General features: G+C 72.2%; 15 protein-coding genes. 14 read left to right on the top strand and 1 reads right to left on the bottom strand.

Annotated elements, in window-relative coordinates:
• Positions 1-399: 399 nt before the first annotated feature.
• The 9 genes from ACIQIB_RS37160 to ACIQIB_RS37120 all read left to right on the top strand — a co-directional run bounded on the left by ACIQIB_RS37160 (position 400) and on the right by ACIQIB_RS37120 (position 10,448).
• A complete protein-coding gene (locus ACIQIB_RS37160; protein WP_400763520.1) occupies positions 400-1,527 on the top strand; it encodes a mechanosensitive ion channel family protein in 1,128 nt (375 codons plus the stop codon).
• Between the two features lie 366 nt (positions 1,528-1,893).
• A complete protein-coding gene (locus ACIQIB_RS37155) occupies positions 1,894-3,090 on the top strand; it encodes an ROK family transcriptional regulator (RefSeq protein WP_363613245.1) in 1,197 nt (398 codons plus the stop codon).
• Positions 3,091-3,302: 212 nt separating this feature from the next.
• Complete coding sequence (locus ACIQIB_RS37150; protein ID WP_363613247.1) at positions 3,303-4,655, top strand: ABC transporter substrate-binding protein; 1,353 nt, start codon at positions 3,303-3,305, stop codon at positions 4,653-4,655.
• Positions 4,656-4,673: 18 nt separating this feature from the next.
• Complete coding sequence (locus ACIQIB_RS37145; RefSeq protein ID WP_400763515.1) at positions 4,674-5,672, top strand: carbohydrate ABC transporter permease; 999 nt, start codon at positions 4,674-4,676, stop codon at positions 5,670-5,672.
• A 21-nt stretch (positions 5,673-5,693) separates the two neighbouring features.
• Positions 5,694-6,611: a carbohydrate ABC transporter permease gene (locus ACIQIB_RS37140; RefSeq protein ID WP_363613251.1), complete on the top strand. Its 918-nt coding sequence runs from the start codon at positions 5,694-5,696 to the stop codon at positions 6,609-6,611.
• Entirely contained in the window at positions 6,611-7,900 is a 1,290-nt protein-coding gene (locus ACIQIB_RS37135; RefSeq protein ID WP_363613253.1) for a 6-phospho-beta-glucosidase, read from the top strand. The genes ACIQIB_RS37140 and ACIQIB_RS37135 overlap by 1 nt, the downstream gene beginning before the upstream one ends.
• Before the next feature lie 114 nt (positions 7,901-8,014).
• A complete protein-coding gene (locus ACIQIB_RS37130; protein ID WP_363613255.1) occupies positions 8,015-9,031 on the top strand; it encodes a BadF/BadG/BcrA/BcrD ATPase family protein in 1,017 nt (338 codons plus the stop codon).
• 130 nt (positions 9,032-9,161) lie between these two features.
• Positions 9,162-9,713, top strand: coding sequence for a hypothetical protein (locus ACIQIB_RS37125; RefSeq protein ID WP_363613257.1), 552 nt, complete (start codon positions 9,162-9,164; stop codon positions 9,711-9,713).
• A gap of 201 nt (positions 9,714-9,914) precedes the next feature.
• Positions 9,915-10,448: a SixA phosphatase family protein gene (locus tag ACIQIB_RS37120; protein WP_400763511.1), complete on the top strand. Its 534-nt coding sequence runs from the start codon at positions 9,915-9,917 to the stop codon at positions 10,446-10,448.
• Positions 10,449-10,669: 221 nt separating this feature from the next.
• On the opposite strand, the gene ACIQIB_RS37115 is transcribed toward ACIQIB_RS37120, so the two are convergent.
• Positions 10,670-12,727 (bottom strand): glycogen debranching N-terminal domain-containing protein, encoded by a 2,058-nt coding sequence (locus ACIQIB_RS37115; protein WP_400763510.1) that lies wholly within the window; start codon positions 12,725-12,727, stop codon positions 10,670-10,672.
• 209 nt (positions 12,728-12,936) lie between these two features.
• Between ACIQIB_RS37115 and ACIQIB_RS37110 the strand changes: the two genes are divergently transcribed.
• The 5 genes from ACIQIB_RS37110 (at position 12,937) to ACIQIB_RS37090 (ending at position 19,040) form a co-directional block, all read left to right on the top strand.
• Positions 12,937-13,929, top strand: coding sequence for a substrate-binding domain-containing protein (locus ACIQIB_RS37110; protein ID WP_363613263.1), 993 nt, complete (start codon positions 12,937-12,939; stop codon positions 13,927-13,929).
• 71 nt (positions 13,930-14,000) lie between these two features.
• Positions 14,001-15,251: an extracellular solute-binding protein gene (locus ACIQIB_RS37105; RefSeq protein ID WP_400763508.1), complete on the top strand. Its 1,251-nt coding sequence runs from the start codon at positions 14,001-14,003 to the stop codon at positions 15,249-15,251.
• The gene (locus tag ACIQIB_RS37100) at positions 15,241-16,320 is read left to right on the top strand and encodes a carbohydrate ABC transporter permease (protein WP_400763506.1); all 1,080 of its coding nucleotides are present in this window, start codon (positions 15,241-15,243) and stop codon (positions 16,318-16,320) included. Before ACIQIB_RS37105 ends, ACIQIB_RS37100 begins: the two co-directional genes overlap by 11 nt.
• Positions 16,307-17,200 carry a carbohydrate ABC transporter permease gene (locus ACIQIB_RS37095; protein WP_400655938.1) on the top strand — a complete coding sequence of 298 codons (894 nt, stop codon included), beginning with the start codon at positions 16,307-16,309 and terminating at the stop codon, positions 17,198-17,200. Before ACIQIB_RS37100 ends, ACIQIB_RS37095 begins: the two co-directional genes overlap by 14 nt.
• A 55-nt stretch (positions 17,201-17,255) precedes the next feature.
• A complete protein-coding gene (locus ACIQIB_RS37090; protein WP_400763504.1) occupies positions 17,256-19,040 on the top strand; it encodes a glycoside hydrolase family 15 protein in 1,785 nt (594 codons plus the stop codon).
• The last annotated feature ends 151 nt before the right edge of the window (positions 19,041-19,191 follow it).

Below are 19,191 nucleotides of genomic sequence, written 5' to 3'. Positions count from 1 at the left end.
CCCGGTATGCCCGGGCGAAGGACGGGTTGCACCCGGGCGCCCTCCCGGGGGACGGCTCGGCCGGTCGGAGCAGCGGCGTGACCGCCGCCGACGGGGTGGTGTGGGGGGCGCGACGGTGCGTTGACGGGGCGTCCGGGCCTGGTCCGCGCGCCGTCGGCGTGTCCGACGGGTGGTTCGGCGGCGGATAGGCTAAGGCGGACGGTCCGCAGGTCCCGGGGCGACCACCGCCACTGCCGGCGGGCCCGCCACGCTCCCTGCAGGAAGGTCCCGCACGTGTCCTGGTCCGGTGCCGCCGGCCTCCTCGCCGACGCGTCCACGAAGCTCACGGCCGCGGCGCTCTCGGCGACCACAGCCTCGTCCACGACGCCGAGCCCGTCCCCGAGCCCCACGGCGCCCGAGCTGCCGCAGCTCGACCTCAGAATCCCCACCAGCGCGCAGGAGGTCAGCGACACCACCAGGCAGGCGGCCGGCTGGCTCGACTCGCACTGGCAGGACTGGCTGGCCGGCGGGGTGCGGATCGTCTTCATCATCGTGCTGGCCCTGGTGCTGCGGGCCGTGGTGCGCAAGCTGATCACCCAGCTGATCGCCCGGATGATCAAGCCGGGCGAGGCCGACGACGAGCCGGGCCGGCTCGGCGGGCTGCTGGCCAACACCGGGGTGGTCAACCCGGAGCGCCGGCAGCAGCGCTCGGAGGCGATCGGCTCGGTGCTGCGCAGCGTGGCGTCGTTCTCCATCCTGGGCACGGCGGCGCTGATGGTGCTCTCGGCGCTCGGGGTCAATCTGGCACCGCTGCTGGCCAGCGCCGGTGTGGCCGGTGTGGCGATCGGTTTCGGCGCGCGCAACCTGGTGACGGACTTCCTCTCCGGGGTCTTCATGATCATGGAGGACCAGTACGGCGTCGGCGACGAGATCGACACCGGGGTGGCCTCCGGCACGGTGCTGGAGGTCGGCCTGCGGGTGACCAAGCTGCGCGGCGCGAACGGCGAGATCTGGTACATCCGCAACGGCGAGGTGAAGCGGATCGCCAATATGAGCCAGGGCTGGTCGACGGCCTCGGTGGACGTGCAGGTCGGCTACCGGGAGGACCTCGTCCAGGTCGAGGCGCTGATCCAGGAGACGGCGGAGGCGCTGGCCAAGGAGGCGCCGTTCGACGAGCTGGTCTGGGCGCCGGTCTCGATCCTGGGCGTGGAGTCGGTGGCGGTGGACTCGGTGGTGCTGCGGGTCGAGGCCAGGACGGCGCCGGGCAAGGCGCCGATGGTGGCGCGGGCGCTGCGGCAGCGGCTGAAGACGGCCTTCGACCTGGCCGGGATCAAGGTCAAGGAGGAGGTCCCGGCGGCGGCCGCCGACACCGGAGCGGCCACCGGCACGGCCGCCGCCGCGGTGGTGCTGACGACCGCCTCGGCGACCACGCCCGCCGATGCCGCGCCGCCGTCCGCGCTGGCGGACCCGGCGTCGCCGCGCTCCCTGGCGACGGCGCCGATACCGGCACCGGTGCGGCCCGCCGAGGACGGCGCCAAGACGCCCTGACCGGCCGCCCGGCTCCGGGCCGGGTCCGTCCGTACACCGCCGAGCCCCGCCCCCCCTCCGCCCAGGGGGAGCGGGGCTCTCGCGTGTGCGGGCACGGCGGACCGGGGCGGGGCGCGAGCAGGCCCCGCGTGCGCGGGCTCACGCTTCGACGCGCCCGGGTAACGGTCCCGCGCGCCCGGGTAACGCTTCGGCATCCACCGGCCGGAGGGCCATTGACACCCCTCTGGCGGGGTCATACGGTCCTGTCACAAGCGAACTGGAAAGTTTCCTAACAGTTCGCCCGACGGTTCGTCCCGGGCACCGGCGCGTCACTCGGCCGCGCCCCCGGACACCCGCCGCCACCGGCCGAAAGAGGAGGATCGAGGCGTGACCAGGACCATCGGCTCCGCCCGAACCCCCCTCGCCGGCACCCCCAGCCTGCTGCGCGCCATCAACGACCGCGCCGCCCTCGAACTGCTGCTGGAGAACGGGCCGCTCTCCCGTACCCAGATCGGCACCCTGACCGGCCTCTCCAAGCCCACCGCCTCCCAGCTGCTGGCCCGCCTGGAGGCGGCCGGGCTGGTGCTGCCGGTGGGCACCACCGCGGGCGGCCCCGGCCCCAACGCGCAGCTGTACCAGGTGAATCCGGCCGCCGGCTACGTCGCCGGACTGGACGTCACCACCAGCCATGTCCGGATAGCGGTCGCCGACATCACCGGCACCACCCTCGCCGAGCACGTGGTGCCCACCAAGGGCTGGCCCGCGGCCGGCGTCGTCCCCCGGGTCGCCGAGGCGGTCGCCGGGACCGTCCACGCCGCCGGGCTCGCCGAGGACAGCCTGCGCGCCGTGGTGATCGGCGTCGGCGGCGCCCCCGACCCGGTCACCGGCAAGCTCCGCTACGCCTCCCACCTGCCCGGCTGGCACTCGCCGAGACTCGTCCAGGAGCTCTCGGAGGCGATCGGCGCGCCGGTGTCGATCGAGAACGACGTGAACCTCGCCGCCGTCGCCGAGCAGGCCTCCGGTGCGGCGCTGGGCTTCGAGGACTTCGTCCTGCTCTGGGCCGGCGAGGGCACCGGCGCCGCGATCGTGATCGCCGGCCGGCTGCACCGCGGGTTCACCGGCGGCGCCGGGGAGGTCGGCTACATGCCGGTGCCCGGCTCACCGGTCGTGCGGGACGTGCGCCGCCGCAACTCCGGCGGGTTCCAGGAACTGGTCGGCGCACCCGCCGTCCGGGCGCTGGCCCGGGAGCACGGGCTCGGCGCGCCCACCGCGGAGGAGTCGCTCGCGCGGGCCCTGGAGACCCCGGGCGCCGGCGACGAGTTCCTCGCCGCCCTGGCCGGCCGGCTCGCCGTCGGACTGGCCGTGATCGTCGCCGTCGTGGACCCCCAGCTCGTGGTGGTCTCCGGCGGTGTGCCGAGTGCGGGCGGCGAACGGCTGCGCGCGCTCGTCGAGGAGGAGCTGGCCCGGATCTCGATCGCCCGGCCGGAAGTCCGCAGCAGCGCCCTGCCGGGCTCGCCCGTCCTGCTCGGCGCGCTGCAACGCGCGCTGGCGGCCGCCCGCGAGGCGGTCTTCTCCACTCACTGACCCGCCCACTGGTCCACCTGCCGACCCACCCACTGATCCGCCCACCGACGCTCCCGCCCGCACCAGGCACCACCGGCACCACGCACCACCCGGCACCACCCGGCACCGCCTCGCACCACCACCAGCACTGCACCTGAAACCTCTCCCCCAACCCCCGAACGCGGGACCCGAGGCAATGACGCCTGCCCGCGCACCCCCAGGAGGACCTCGAAGTGCACACCACCTCCCGCAGAGGACGCCGTACGTTCGCCGCCGTCGCCGGCAGCGCCGTGCTGGCCCTGCTCGCCACCGCCTGCACCGGCAGCAACGACGACGGCGGCAACGACGACTCCGCCAGCGGCAAGGACGTCACCATCACCTTCTGGCACGGCTGGAGCCAGGACTCCGAGGTGAAGGCGATCAACGACAACATCGCCGCCTTCGAGAAGGCCCACCCGAACATCCACGTCAAGGCCGTCCCCAACATCGCCGACGACAAGGTCAACCAGGCCCTGCGGGCCGGCGGTGACGAGGCCCCGGACGTGGTCTCCTCCTTCACCACCAACAACGTCGGCATGTTCTGCTCGACGAAGGCCTTCGCCGACCTGAAGCCCTTCCTCGACAAGGACAAGATCGACACCGCGAAGACCTTCCCGGCCGCGATGCTCAACTACACGCAGTTCCAGGGCAACCAGTGCTCCCTGCCGCTGCTCGGTGACGCCTTCGGCCTGTACTACAACAAGGCCGCGTTCACCAAGGCCGGCATCACCACGCCGCCGAAGACCTTCAGCGAGTTCGCCGACGCCGCCGTCAGGCTGACCATCGCCGACGGCGACGGCTTCAAGCAGCTCGGCTTCATGCCGACCTACCACGGCTACGAGACCACCGTCGAGCACTTCCTCGGCCAGTACGGCCCGACGTACTTCGGCACCGACGGCAAGTCCAGCATCGCCACCGACCCGAAGGTCGCCACGATGCTCAACTGGCAGAAGGGCCTGGTCGACAAGCTCGGCGGCTTCGACAAGCTGGAGAAGTACCGCTCCACCTTCGGCGAGGAGTTCAGCGCCAAGAACCCCTTCCACACCGGCCAGGTCGCGATGGCCCTGGACGGCGAGTGGCGCACCGCCTCGCTGGCCGCCGACAAGCCGGACTTCGAGTGGGCCACCGCGCCGTTCCCGGTGCCGGACGACCAGGCCGACAGCTGGGGCCGCGGCTACCAGACCGGCACCATCGTCGGCATCGCCAGCAGCAGCAAGAAGCAGGCCGCCGCCTGGGAGCTCGTCAAGTACCTGACCACCGACACCGACGCGGTGGTCAGCTTCGCCAACGCGATCCACAACGTGCCGAGCACCTTCGCCGCGCTCGACTCGCCGAAGCTGATCAGCGACGCCAACTTCAAGACCTTCCTCGACATCGCCAAGAACGCGCACTCGGGCACCACCCCGGCGAGCGTCAACGGCGGCGGCTACATCGTGTCGCTGCAGAACCTCGGCTACGCGTACGAGTCCGGCAAGCAGAGCGACCTCCAGGCCGGCCTCACCGCCACCGCCAAGGAGATCGACGCCGCCATCGCCCAGGCCAAGTAAGGGCCGGACGGAGCTCCCATGTCACTCGCGTTCGGCACCCGCAAGGGCACCGGACCGACCGACCCGGCGGCGCTCTCCTCGCAGCACCTGCTGCGCCGGAAGCGCCGCCGGGAGGCGGCCCGCACCCTCGCCTTCCTCTCCCCCTGGCTGATCGGCTTCTGCGTCTTCTTCCTGTACCCGCTGATCTCCACCGTCTACTTCTCCTTCATGAAGTACAACGGTTTCGGGGCCCCCACCTTCAACGGCCTGAAGAACTGGGACTACGTCTTCAACGACTACCCGTTCTTCTGGCAGGGCCTGCGCAACACCCTCTGGCTCGTCGTCATCATGGTCTCCCTGCGGGTGGTGTTCGGCCTCGGCATCGGGCTGCTCATCACCAAGGTGAAGACCGGCGCCGGCTTCTTCCGCACCGCGTTCTACCTGCCGTACCTGGCCCCGCCGGTGGCCGCCACGGTGGCCTTCGCCTTCCTGCTCAACCCCGGCACCGGCCCGGTCAACCACTTCCTCGGCGAACTGGGGCTGCCGCAGCCCGGCTGGTTCGCCGACCCCGACTGGTCGAAGCCCGCGCTCACCATGCTCGCCATGTGGGGCATCGGCGACCTGATGGTCATCTTCATGGCGTCCCTGCTGGACGTCCCCAGGGAGCAGTACGAGGCGGCCGAACTCGACGGCGCCGGACCGTTCCAGCGCTTCCGCTACGTCACGCTGCCGAACATCTCGCCGATCATCATGTTCTCGGTGGTCACCGGCGTCATCCAGAGCATGCAGTACTACACCCAGGCGATCGTCGCGGGGAAGGTCGCCGGCGGCATCGCGGGCAACTCCGGGCAGCAGTTCGAGCCCGGCTTCCCGCAGGGCTCCACCTGGACCCTGCCGCAGATGGTCTACAACCTCGGCTTCCAGCGCTTCAACAACGGCGCGGCCTGCGCGGTCGCCCTCGTGCTGTTCGCCATCGCGATGGCCGTCACCTCGCTCCTGCTGCGCCGCAAGTCCGGCTTCATGGCGAGCGACGACTAGCGGACCAGTGAGGACCCCACCATGACTCTCAGCACCACGCTCACCAAGCCCCGTACACCGTCCGGCACTTCGGGCACCTCAGGCCCGCGCGGCGCCGCCGCCCGGGCCGCCCGCCGCCGCGCGGCGCTCAACTGGGTCGCCGTCCACTCGCTGGCCATCGCCGCCACGCTGTTCTTCCTGCTGCCGTTCGTCTTCGCCTTTCTCACCTCGGTGATGACGGACAGTCAGGCGCTCACCACCAACTACTGGCCCACCTCCTGGGAGTGGGGCAACTACCGCACGGTATGGGAGACCCCCGGCTTCCTCACCTGGTGGCGCAACACCCTGCTGTACGCCGGTCTCGGCACCGTCCTGACCATCGTCTCCAGCCTCCCGGTGGCGTACGCGCTCGCCAAGTTCCGTTTCAGGGGCCGCAATCTGGCCCTGATGGCCGTCATCTCGATGATGATGCTGCCGCCGCAGGTCACCATCATCCCGATGTACCTGTTCTGGTCGAAGCAGATGCACCTCACCGGCACCCTCTGGCCGCTGATCATCCCGATGGCCTTCGGCGACGCCTTCTCGATCTTCCTGCTGCGCCAGTTCCTGCTGACCATCCCCAAGGAGTACATCGAGGCGGCCCGGATCGACGGCTGCGGCGACCTGCGCACCCTGCTCAAGGTCGTGCTGCCGATGGCCAAGCCGGCCATCGCCGCCGTGGCGCTGTTCCAGTTCTTCTACGCCTGGAACGACTACTTCGGCCCGCAGATCTACGCCAGCAACAAGCCCAGCGCCTGGACGCTCTCCTACGGGCTGGAGTCCTTCAAGAGCGCCCACCACACCAACTGGAACCTCACCATGGCCGCCACCCTGCTGGTGATGGCACCGGTGATCATCCTCTTCTTCTTCGCACAGAAGGCCTTCATCGAAGGCGTGACACTGACAGGGGTCAAGGGCTGATGTCCGCACTCAAGCTGGCCATCGTAGGCGGCGGATCGACGTACACCCCGGAGCTGATCGACGGCTTCGCCCGGTTGCGCGACACCCTGCCGATCGGCGAACTCGTCCTGATCGACCCGGCCGCCGACCGCCTGGAGCTGATCGGCGGGCTGGCCCGGCGGATCTTCGCCAAGCAGGGCCACGGCGCGGTCGTGACGACCACCACCGACGTCGAGGCCGGTGTCGCCGACGCCGACGCGGTGCTGCTCCAGCTGCGGGTCGGCGGACAGGCCGCCCGCAACCGGGACGAGACCTGGCCGCTGGAGTGCGGCTGCGTCGGCCAGGAGACCACCGGGGCCGGCGGCCTGGCGAAGGCGCTGCGCACCGTCCCGGTGGTGCTGGACATCGCCGAGAAGGTCCGCCGCACCAACCCCGACGCCTGGATCGTCGACTTCACCAACCCCGTCGGCATCGTCACCCGGGCCCTGCGGAACGCCGGGCACAAGGCCGTCGGCCTCTGCAACGTGGCGATCGGCTTCCAGCGCCGCTTCGCCGGACACCTCGGCGTCGACCCCGAGCTGATCCGCCTGGACCACGTCGGCCTCAACCACCTGACCTGGGAGCGCGGCGTCACCCTGCTCGACGCCCCGGGCGCGTCCACCGGGCGCGAGGTGCTGCCCGAGCTGCTGGGCACGTACGGCAAGGAGATCGCGGCCGACCTGCACCTGCCGCAGCCCGTCATCGAACGGCTCGGCGTCGTCCCGTCCTACTACCTGCGCTACTTCTACCAGCACGACGTGGTGGTCCAGGAGCTCAAGGAGAAGGGCTCGCGGGCGGCCGAGGTCGCCGAGATCGAGCGGCAGCTGCTGGAAATGTACGCCGACCCGGCCCTGGACACCAAGCCGGAGCTGCTGGGCAAGCGCGGCGGCGCGTTCTACTCCGAGGCCGCGGTGCAGCTGATCGCCTCCCTGCTGGGCACCGACGGCCGGACCTCCGTCCAGGTCGTCAACACCCGCAACGACGGCGTGCTGCCGTTCCTGCCCGACGACGCCGTCATCGAGGTGCCGGCCGAGGTGGACGCGGCCGGTGTGCGCCCGCTGCCCCAGCGGGCCGTCGAGCCGCTGTACGCCGGCCTGATCGCCGCCGTGACCTGCTACGAGCACCTCGCGCTCGACGCCGCCCTGCGCGGCGGTCGCGACCGGGTCTTCGACGCCCTGCTCGCCCACCCGCTGGTCGGCCAGATCGAACTCGCCGACCAGCTGACGGACCGGCTGCTCGCGCACAACCGCGAGCACCTCGCCTGGGCCTGAGGCGCCCGCGTGCCCGGCCCGCGCCCCCACCGGGGCCACGGGCCGGGCCGCGAGGAGACCGACCACCCCCGGCCGGGGACAACGGCCGGGCCACGTACGAGCCGCGGGGACCTGATGACCCACCAGCCCGAACCACTTCTGCCCGGCGTTCTCGCCATCGACGCGGGCAACTCCAAGACCGACGTCGCCCTGATCGGCGCCGACGGCACCGTCCACGGCTCCGCCCGGGGCGGCGGCTTCACACCGCAGAAGACCGGCGGCGCGGCGGCCGTGGCCGGTCTCGCACCGCTGGTCGAGGAGGCGGCCGCCGCGGCCGGGCTCTCCCTGAACGGCATCCTGACCACCCACGTCAGCGCCTGCCTCGCCAACGCCGACCTCCCGGTGGAGGAGGAGGCGCTGCGCACCGCCCTGGAGTCGCACCCCTGGGGCGTCAGCAACACCGTCGCCAACGACACCTTCGGCCTGCTGCGGGCCGGCACCGACGGCCCGCGCGGCGTCGCCGTCGTCTGCGGCGCCGGCATCAACTGCGTCGGCCTGCTCCCCGACGGCCGCACCGCCCGCTTCCCCGCCCTCGGCGAACTCACCGGCGACTGGGGCGGCGGCGCCGGCCTCGCCGTCAGCAGCATGTGGCACGCCGTCCGCGCCGAGGACGGCCGCGGCGGCCCGACCGCGCTCGCCCGGGCCATCGCCGAGCACTTCGGCCTGCCGAGCACGGGCACGGTCGCCGAGGCCATCCACCTCGGACACCTGCCGTCGGCGCGGATGCACGAGATCGTCCGGGTGCTGTTCGCGGTCGCCGAGGAGGGCGACCCGGTGGCGCTGGAGCTGATCGACCGGCAGGCCGACGAGATCACCCGGCTGGCCGTCGTCGCGCTGCGGCGGCTCGACCTGCTGGACTCGCCCACGCCGCTGGTGCTGGGCGGCGGCGTGCTCGCCTCCCGGCAGCCGCTGCTGCTCGACAACCTGACGGCCCGGCTGGCCGCCGCCGCCCCGCTGGCCGAGCCACGGGTCGTGGTCGCTCCGCCCGTCCTGGGCGCGGCGCTGCTGGGCCTGGACCACCTGGGCGCCGGCGCCGGGGCGCAGTCCCGGCTCCGCGAGGCGTACGACACCGCACGGCCCGTCGCGGCGTAACGCCCGTCCGGACACTCCGCCCCCGACCGGTCCGCACACCCGTCGGGGGCGGCCCGCGTGGAACCGCGGCCGGGGCGGGCGTCGTGTACGGAGGTGCCGAATCCGGTCACGCCCCAGGGAGACTTGCGTCATGACCGCGCCCCGTCTGCTGCTCGCCGCCCTGCTGCTCTGTACGGCCGCCCTCTGCCTCTCCGCCTGCACCCCGGTGGACGAGGACCCGACGGTGGCCGCCGCCGGCGAGTTCGACGACGGTGACGACGACGGCGACGGTGCCGACGGTCCGGCCGTCGCCCTGGTCTCCCCCGCGGCCGCCGCCTGCACCACCGCCGCCGAACGCCCCGGCCACCGCGTCCTCCAGGTGGTCACCGTGGCCCGCGACCAGCTCACCGCCCGCCCCACCCGGTTCGTCTGCGGCCCGGACATCCCCGACGACGGCTACTACGAGCCCACCGGCTCCCCCGCCCGCTACACCTTCGCCGCCACCGCGACCGCCACCCTGGTCGATCTGGAACACGCCGAACCGGCGAGGCCGGTACCGGTGCCGGAGCTGGTCGACCACCTCGACGACTGCCTCGCGGACCGCGAACCCGAGCCCCCGTACGGCTGCTACGGCAGCGACTACGACGTGGTGCTGGACTCACGCGGCCGGATCATGCGGATCGGGGAGCTGTACCACCCCTGAGGGCTCATGAGGTCCTGCCCCGGGGACGGCGTCCCGGGCCGGTGGAGCGGTGGGCTTCTCCCCATGGTGCGACCGGTGGTGATGCCCGATCAGTGACGCCGGCCAATGATCATCTCGCCGGGCGGCTTTGTATCGTTGGTGGACGGAACGTGTCGTAATCGATCCCATCGCGCGCCGCGTGAGGGAGGACGGAGATCGCCGATGACCACCGACGCCACTCGAAGGATCATTGTGGTCCGTCATGCGCAGGCCGAGCGGGAGACACAGGTCGACCACGAGCGCCACCTGGACGACCAGGGCCGCACGGACGCGCCGCTCGCCGGGCGGTGGCTCGCCGGGTCCGGCCTCACGCCCGGTCTGGCGCGTGTCTCCGACGCCGTCCGCACCAGGGAGACCTGGGAGTTGATGGCCCAGGAGTTTCCGGAGAAGCCCGCGGCCGGCTACGAGGAGGCGCTCTACACGCCCGGCCACGACGAGGGCGGGCTCGGCGGGCTGATCGCGCTCGTGAACGGGACCTCCGACGAGGTGAACGACCTGCTCGTGGTCGGCCACAATCCCGAGATGCACGCGCTGGCCGACACCCTCGCCGGGGAGGCGGAGGGAGACCTGCGCGCCCGCATGGAGCGGTCGGAGTTCCCCACCGCCGCCGTCGCCGTCCTGGCGTTCAGCGGCTCCTGGAAGAGCCTCGGGCCCGGCAGCGCGCGGCTCGTCGGCTACTGGACCCCGCAGGGCTGACGCCCAGCGGCCCTTGCCGGGTACGGAGTCGGGCCGGCGGTGCTACACCGCTGCCGCCGTGCGCGGGCAGGGGCCGAAGACCAGGCGGTCGCGGGCGGTCCGGTCGGCCTGACCTGGCCGGGGTCGCCGACCGCCTCGGTACCCAGGACGCGGCGGCCTGCCGCTCGTCCGGCACGGGGGCGTGCGGGGAGAACGGCATGCCGCCGGGGCCCGGGTGCGGGTCAGTGCCCGGTCGTGGTCGTGAATCCCTCCGGCGCGCGGAGGTCGATCGCCCCGGTGTGGTCGGTCGACACCTCGATCGGCAGGCCCGCCACCGTCAGGCCGGTCACGCGCAGTGCCTCGTACCCGGGCGTGATGTGGGAGCGGACCCGCAGCCGCCGGTTGGGCGCGTCGGCCTCCAGGCCGAGCAGTGCCTGGAGGACCAGCACGGAGGAGGCCGCGGCCCAGGCCTGGGGCCGGCAGGACGCCGGGTACGGGACCGGTCGGGCGTACTGGCCGCGGGGGTGGCCGGCGAACAGCTCGGGGAGCCGCTGGTCGAAGGCCGCCGCGGCGCGGACCAGACCGGCGGCCAGCGGCGCGGCGGCGTCGTGCAGGCCCGCGCGGGCCAGGCCGTGGACGGCGATGGCGCTGTCGTGCGGCCAGACCGAACCGGTGTGGTAGCCGAGCGGGTTGAAGCCGGCCGCGTCGGCGTCGAGGGTGCGCAGGCCGAAGCCGCTGTCCATGCCCGGGGCGGTGAGCCGCCGGGCGACCAGCGCGCTCTCCTCCTCGTCGAGCAGGCCGGTGCCGAGGAGGTGCCCCATGTTGGAGGCGATGGAGTCGACCTTCCGCTTGTCCCGGTCGAGGGCGACGACCGGGTACGGGCCGTGGGCGTCCTCGGCCCAGAAGTGGGCGCGGAAGCGCAGCCGCAGGTCCTCCGCCCACTGCCGCCAGCGGTCGGCGCCCGGCCGGCCGAAGGCGTCCAGCAGCGCGGCCGCCGCGACGGCGGCCTCGTGGGCGTAGCCCTGCACCTCGCTGAGTGCGATGGGCGCGTCGGCGATCCGGCCGTCGCGGAAGCGGATGCTGTCGGAGGAGTCCTTCCAGCCCTGGTTGGACAGGCCGGTGCCGGAGGTGTCCACGTACTCCAGGAAGCCGTCGCCGTCGGCGTCGGCGTGGTGCTCCAGCCAGGTCAGCGCGGATTCGGCGTACGGCAGCAGTTCCTCGACCTGGTCCCCGGGCAGGCCCCAGCGCCAGGCGTCGTGCAGCAGGGTGATCCAGAGCGGGGTGGCGTCGGCGGTTCCGTAGTAGCAGGGCGGCAGTTGGGAGCCGGCGTCGAGGTGCTGCTCCTCGCGGCGGACCTCGTGGAGGATCTTGCCGGGCTGCTCCTCGGTCGCCGGGTCGACGGCCCGCCCCTGCCGGCGGGCCAGGGTGCGCAGCGTCCCGGCGGCGAGGTCGGTGCCGAACGGGAGCATCATCCGGGCCGCCCAGAGGGAGTCCCGGCCGAACAGGGTGAGGAACCAGGGTGCTCCGGCGCCGAGGAAGTGGTCCTCGGGCCGCAGCGGGTCGGAGAGCAGGAGTCCGCGCAGGTCGCGGTGGGAGCGGTCGATCCAGTGGGCGAGGTGGTGGTCCCGTCCGGTCACCTCGGGGGTGTTCCACGGGGCGGCGCCGGCGGAGGGCGCGGGGAAGAGGTCGCCGTCGCGGTGTTCGGCGGTGCACTCCAGGACGGCCTGCCAGCTGGCGCCGGGCGCGAGTTCGAGGTCGAAGCCCAGGACACCGGTGTCGGTGGCGCGGTGGTCGGGTGCCGGTGAGACGGTGAGGGTGGCGGTGAGCGGTCCTTCGGACCAGCGGAGGCCGTCCTGGTGGGCGGCGGGCGCGGTGGCGGGGACGTCGCGGCCGGCCTTGACCTCGTCCATGGCGGCGAAGTCGCTCTCCGCGCGCAGGTCGAGGCGGAGCCGGGCGGTGAGGCCGCCCGCGTTGCGGACGGTGTAGCGCTCGGTGAGGCGGCCGGGCCGGAGCTCGCGGCGGCGTTCCAGGGTGACGGCCGGGTCGGCGGTCAGCTCGGCGAGGCCGCGCAGCACGGTGACGAAGGTGGTCTGTCCGTCGTCGCCCTGCGCGGTGGCGACGGGTGCGTTGGGAACGCCCGGGACGCCGATCTCCAGGCGCGAGAGGAACCGTCGGTCGCCGTGGTAGAAGCCGTCCGCGCCGCCGCCGACCTGGCCGTCCGAGCGCGAGGCGCAGAAGCTCGGGGCGGCCACCGAGAGCTGGGCGTCGTGCAGAAACGGCTGCAGGCTGATCTCTGACATGGCCTCGGCATCCTCGTTTTGGGGCTTGACAGTTGCTTCCATCCGGGCGCAACCTTTCTGTCATTGGAGCGTTCCAAAACACTAACCCCCTGGTGGGGCTAATGGAACACCGTCTTGGAACGCTCCAAGTAATTCGCCGAACGAGACCGAACCCCGGGACCACCGCCATGCCTGCAAGCTCCTCCCCCGCGCCGAAGGCGGGCTCGTCGGTGACGCTCGAGATGGTCGCCGCCCGGGCGGGCGTGGCCCGTCAGACGGTCTCCAACGCCATCAACTCCCCCGAACTGCTCCGCCCGCAGACGCTGGAGCGGGTCCAGCGCGCGATCGACGAGCTCGGCTACCGGCCGCACCGGGCCGCCCAGGCGCTGCGGACCAGGGCCAGCAAGCTCATCGGCTACGGCATCCGGCCGAGCCTGGCGGGCGCCCCGACCCCGGTGCTCGACCAGTTCCTGCACTCCCTCTCCGAGGCCGCCGACCAGGCGGGCTACCGGGTGGTGCTGTTCGCCGCCACCCCCGGGGACGACGAACTGGGCTGCTACCAGCGGCTACTGGACGAGCACGGGGCCGACGGATTCGTCCTGAGCGGCACCGATCGCGGCGACCGGCGTCAGGGCTGGCTGCACGACCGCGGCGTCCCGTTCGTCGCCTTCGGCCGTACCTGGTCCGGCCGGGACGTCGGCGACTGGGTCGACGTCGACGGTGCGGCCGGCACCGCGGCGTCCGTCCGCCGACTGGCCGGGCAGGGCCACGAGAAGATCGGCTTCCTCGGCTGGCCGAAGGGCTCCGGCGTCGGTGACGACCGTGCCCGCGGCTGGCAGACCACCATGCGCGAGCTGGGCCTCTCCGTCCGGGGCCGCCGGGTCGAGAGCCTGGACGACCCCGCGAGCGCCACCGAGGCCGCCGAGCGGCTGCTCGCGGGCGGTGCGACCGCCGCGGTGGCGGCGAGCGACACCCTCGCCGTCGGCTGGTACCAGGCGCTCCGCCGCAGCGGCCGCACGCCCGGCCCGGACGCGGCCGTCATCGGCTTCGACGACTCCCCCATCGCCCCGGCGCTCTTCCCCGCGCTGTCCAGCCTCGCCCAGCCGCTCGACGCGGTGGGCCGCGAGTGCATGCGGCTGCTCCTGGAACGCCTCGGCGACGCCCGGCGCCCGACCGAGCACGTGCTGCTCGCTCCCACGCTGGTCCTCCGCGACAGCGTCTGACCGCCCGGCCCGGTCCGCTTCGCCCTCCATCCCCCCTCCAAGCACCCCCCACCCTCGCAAGGAGAACCTGCATGGCCACCACTCGCACCCTCGCCGCGGCCATCTGCGCGGTCGTCGCCCTCGGCGCCGTCACCGGCTGCTCCTCCTCCGGCGGCTTCAGCGACTCACCGGCCACGCAGGCCTCCGGCGAAGGCCAGAGCCTGAACGTGCTGATAGCCACCTCCGGCGACGCCGAGACCGCCGCGGTCAAGGCCGCCACCGCCGACTGGGCCAAGCAGACCGGCAACACCGTCACGGTGCAGATCGCCAGCGACATCAACCAGCAGCTCGGCCAGGCGTTCGCCGGCGGCAACCCGCCGGACCTCTTCTACGTCAACTCCGACCAGTTCGCGAACTACGCCAAGGGCGGCTCGCTGTACGCCTACGGGGACCAGATCCCCGACGCCTCGGACTTCTCCGAGCAGCTGCGCAAGGCGTTCAGCTACGACGGCAAGCTCACCTGCCTGCCCAAGGACAGCTCCACCCTCGCGCTGGCGATCAACACCACGCTCTGGCAGCAGGCCGGGCTGACCGAGGCCGACTACCCCACCAGCTGGCAGCAGCTCTCCGACGACGCCGCCAAGCTGACCAAGGACGGGACGACCGGTCTGGTCGTCGCCCCGGACTACCAGCGGCTCGGCGCGCTGATGAAGCAGGCCGGCGGCTGGATCACCAACCCCGAGCAGACCACGATGACCGCCGACAGCCCGGCCAACAAGCAGGCCCTGGAGTACGTGCAGTCCATGATGAAGGCCGGCTCGGCCAAGTACGTGGCCGAGGTGGACGCCGGCTGGGGCGGCGAGGCGCTCGGCAAGGGCAAGGCCGCGATGACCATCGAGGGCAACTGGCTCAAGGGCGCGATGGCCGCCGACTACCCGGACCTCTCCTACAAGGTGCTCCCGCTGCCCGCCGGCCCGGCGGGCCAGGGCACCCTCGCGTTCAGCAACTGCTGGGGCATCGCCGCCAAGAGCCAGCACCAGGCCGCCGGCGTCGACCTGGTCAAGCACCTGACCTCGGCGAACCAGCAGATGAACTTCGCCGACGCCTTCGGCGTGATGCCCTCGCGCACCAGCGCGCTGGCCACCTACGCCGAGAAGTACCCGCAGTCCAAGGCCTGGGTCGACGGGGTCGCCCACTCCCAGGCGCCGGTGACCATCCCCGGCTTCAACCAGGTGCTCACGCAGTTCAACACCGATCTGCAGTCGCTGAAGACCGGCGACCCGGCGACCATCCTCGCCAGCCTCCAGCGCAACGGCGAGCAGGCCCTGAAGAATGCCAAGTAACAGCACGCCGGGCCGACGAAGCCTGCGTGAGGGAGCATGGGGCTGGCTGTTCGTCAGCCCCATGGTCCTGGTCCTCGGCCTGTTCCTCGTCCTGCCGATCCTGATGGCGCTCTGGGTGAGCCTGCTGCACTGGGACGGCCAGTCCAACCCGTTCAGCGGCCAGGCCGACTTCGTCGGACTGCAGAACTACCGCAACCTGTTCACCGAGGACGGGCTGGACCGCGCCCTCTTCGCCACCTCGATGCGCAACACGCTGTACTACGTGGTGCTCACGGTGCCGCTCCAGACGGTGCTGGCGCTCTTCCTCGCCATCATGGTCAACCAGCGGATGCTGCGCGGCAAGGGAGCGCTGCGGACGGTCTTCTACTTCCCCTCGGTCACCAGCTCGATCGCGATCTCGACGGTCTTCCTCTTCCTCTTCCAGGGCAGCGGCGCCGTCAACCGGATGCTGGGCTGGCTGGGCGTGAAGGGCCCGAACTGGTTCGCCGATCCACGCGGCATCGTCTGGGTCGTCCTCGGCTGGTTCGGCGTCTCCGGCCCCGCGCAGGGCGGGGGTTCGGCGGGCCACGGCCCGCTGGGCCTCTCCTGGTCGGAGTGGTTCTCCGGTCCGTCGGTGGCGATGTGCACCCTCATCCTGATGGCCGTCTGGACGACCTCCGGCACCTTCATGCTGATCTTCCTCGCGGCCCTGCAGAACATCCCCCGCGAACTGGAGGAGGCCGCCGCGCTGGACGGCGTCAACCGGCGCCAGCTGCTGCGCCACGTCACGCTGCCCGCGCTGCGGCCGGTGCTCTTCCTGGTCCTCACCCTCGGGCTGATCTCCACCTGGCAGGTCTTCGACCAGGTCTATGTGATGGGCAAGGGCGCCCCCGGCAACACCACGCTGACGCCCGCGTACCTGTCCTACTCGGCCGGCTTCGACAACGCCGACTACGGGCAGGGCGCCGCCATCGCGTTCGTCCTGCTCGCCATCATCCTGCTGCTCACGGCCCTGCAGCGCTGGGTCCTGCGCGAGCGGGACGCCAAGCCGAAGCGGAAGCCGAAGGGAGCCGACCGTGCCACACGCTGACAAGCCCGAACAGGAGCGGCCGGTCCTCGGCCGCTTCCCGAGGCCGGTACGGATCCTGGGCTACACGGCCCTGGCCGGGTTCGCGCTGCTCTATCTGCTGCCGTTCCTCCTCCAGCTGGCGAACAGCTTCAAGACCGACCCGGAGGCGGCCGCCAACCCGATGTCGCTGTTCCCGGGCGACGGGACGCTCGCCGCGTACCGGCGGCTCTTCGGCCTGGCGGACGGCGTCGCGAACGTCCCGTTCCTGACCTGGCTGGGCAACTCCACGGTGATCGCCGTCCTGGTCACGGCCGGGCGGGTGCTGTTCGACTCGATGGCGGGCTACGCCCTGGCCCGGCTCCGGTTCCCCGGCCGCCGGCTGCTGTTCGCCTTCGTGCTCGCGGTGATGGCCGTCCCGGGCGTCGTGCTGCTGATCCCGAAGTTCCTGGTGCTGAAGAGCTTCGGCATGTTCGACACCTACAGCGGCATGATCCTGCCGCTGCTCGTCGACGCCGCGGGCATCTTCATCATGAAGCAGTTCTTCGAGTCGGTGCCGCGCGAGATCGAGGAGGCCGCCCGCATCGACGGCGCCGGTGTCCTGCGCGTCTTCTGGTCCGTCGTCCTGCCGATGTCCCGCCCCTCGCTGATCACGCTCACCGTGCTCTCCTTCCAGGGCTCGTGGAACGAGTTCACGCACTTCCTGGTCTCCACCCAGTCCAGCGAGCACGACACCCTGACCACCGGTCTGGCGCACTTCGTCTCCGGCGGGCTCGGCTCCGGGACGCAGTACCCGCTCAAGCTGGCGGCGGCGCTGGTCTCCACCATCCCCGTCGCGATCCTCTTCTTCTGCTTCCAGCGCTACTTCGTGCGCGGCGCCAACTCGGGCTCGCTCAAGGAGTGAACCCGGCCGCCCGTCCGCCGTACCGACCGACCCCTGAACCATCCTGGAGAACCACGTGGCCGCCCGTATCGAGGACTACGCGCTGATCGGCGACATGCAGACCGCCGCCCTGGTCGGCCGGGACGGCTCGGTCGACTGGCTCTGCCTGCCCCGCTTCGACTCCCCCGCCGTCTTCGCCGGCCTCCTGGGGACGGACGAGCACGGCTTCTGGCGGATCGGCCCGGCCGGCGCGCCGTCGGCCGACGCACCGCCCGCCGGCCGGCGCCGCTACCGGGGCGACTCGCTGGTGCTGGAGCAGGAGTGGGACACCGCCGAAGGCACCGTCCGGGTGGTCGACTTCATGCCGCCGCGCGGCACCGCCCCGCAGCTGATCCGGATCGTCGAGGGCGTGGCCGGCGCCGTCCGGATGCGCTCGGCGCTGCGGATGCGGTTCAGCTACGGCCGGATCGTGCCCTGGGTGCGCAAGGTCTCGGACGGTGACCAGACCCGTACGGTCGCCGTCGCCGGGCCCGACTCGGTGTGGCTGGACGGCGAGGCCGAGACCTACGGCCAGGACCTCACCACCTACGCCGACTTCACCGTCACCGCCGGTGAGCGGATCGCCTTCGCGCTCACCTGGCAGGCCTCCCACCTGGAGGCTCCGAAGGCCCCGGACGCCGAGGAGGCGCTGGCCGTCACCGAGGAGTTCTGGCGCGACTGGGCCAGCCAGTGCACCTACCAGGGCCCCTACCGCGAGGCCGTGATCCGCTCGCTGATCACCCTCAAGGCCCTCACCTACGCCCCGACCGGTGGCATCGTCGCCGCCCCCACCACCTCACTGCCCGAGTCCATCGGCGGCGTCCGCAACTGGGACTACCGCTACACCTGGCTGCGCGACGCCACCATCACCCTCTCCTCACTGCTGCGCACCGGCTACCGCGACGAGGCCCGCGCCTGGCGCGAGTGGCTGCTGCGCGCGGTGGCCGGGGACCCGGAGAACCTGCAGATCATGTACGGCATCGCCGGGGAAAGGGAGTTGGCCGAGTCCGAGCTCGACTGGCTGCCGGGCTACGAGGGCTCCCGGCCCGTCCGGGTCGGCAACGGCGCGGCCGGGCAGCTCCAGCTCGACGTCTACGGCGAGGTCGTCGAGGCCCTGCACCTCGCCCACAGCACCGGGCTGGCCCGCGACGACCATGCCCACCTGCTGCAACTCCGGCTGATCTCCTGGCTGGAGGAGCACTGGCGCGAGCCGGACGAGGGCATCTGGGAGGTGCGCGGCCCGCGCCGCCACTTCGTCCACTCCAAGGTGATGGCCTGGGTCGCCGTCGACCGCACCATCAAGCTGCTGGAACAGACGCCCCACGAGGGCCCGTTGGAGCGCTGGCGCACGCTGCGCGACACCATCCACCAGGACGTCTGCACCCACGGCTACGACGCGGAGCGCAACACCTTCACCCAGTCCTACGGTTCGCGGGAGCTGGACGCCTCGCTGCTGCTGATCCCCCAGGTCGGCTTCCTCCCGCCGGACGACAAGCGCGTCATCGGCACCGTCGAGGCGATCCAGCGCGAACTCTCCACCCCGGACGGCTTCGTGCTCCGCTACCCCACCAGCGGGGGCGTGGACGGCCTGCCCGGCGACGAGGGCGCCTTCCTGGCCTGCTCGTTCTGGCTGGCCGACGCCCTGGCGATGATCGGGCGGGCCGACGAGGCACACGAGCTCTTCGACAAGCTGCTGTCCATCCGCAACGACCTCGGCCTGCTCGCCGAGGAGTGGGACCCGCGCGAGAAGCGCCAGGTCGGCAACTTCCCGCAGGCGTTCAGCCACGTCCCGCTGATCGACACCGCCCTGCGGCTCAGCTGAGCCCGGCCTGGAACGAGCGCGCGGAAGGGGAAGTCGGCCGGTCCGACTTCCCCTTCCTGTAGGGTCCCGATTTCCATGTCGAAATCCGCAGAGCGGTGTCGACCGAATGTCGAAGGTGGACATGCTACCGGGATCCGAGTCACCGATTCTG

Origin of the sequence: Kitasatospora sp. NPDC092286, from assembly GCF_044755565.1 — a bacterium.
Classification (GTDB): Bacteria; Actinomycetota; Actinomycetes; order Streptomycetales; family Streptomycetaceae; genus Kitasatospora.
Note: the sequence above shows the minus strand (reverse complement) of the source record. Positions and strands in the feature narration are given on the sequence as shown.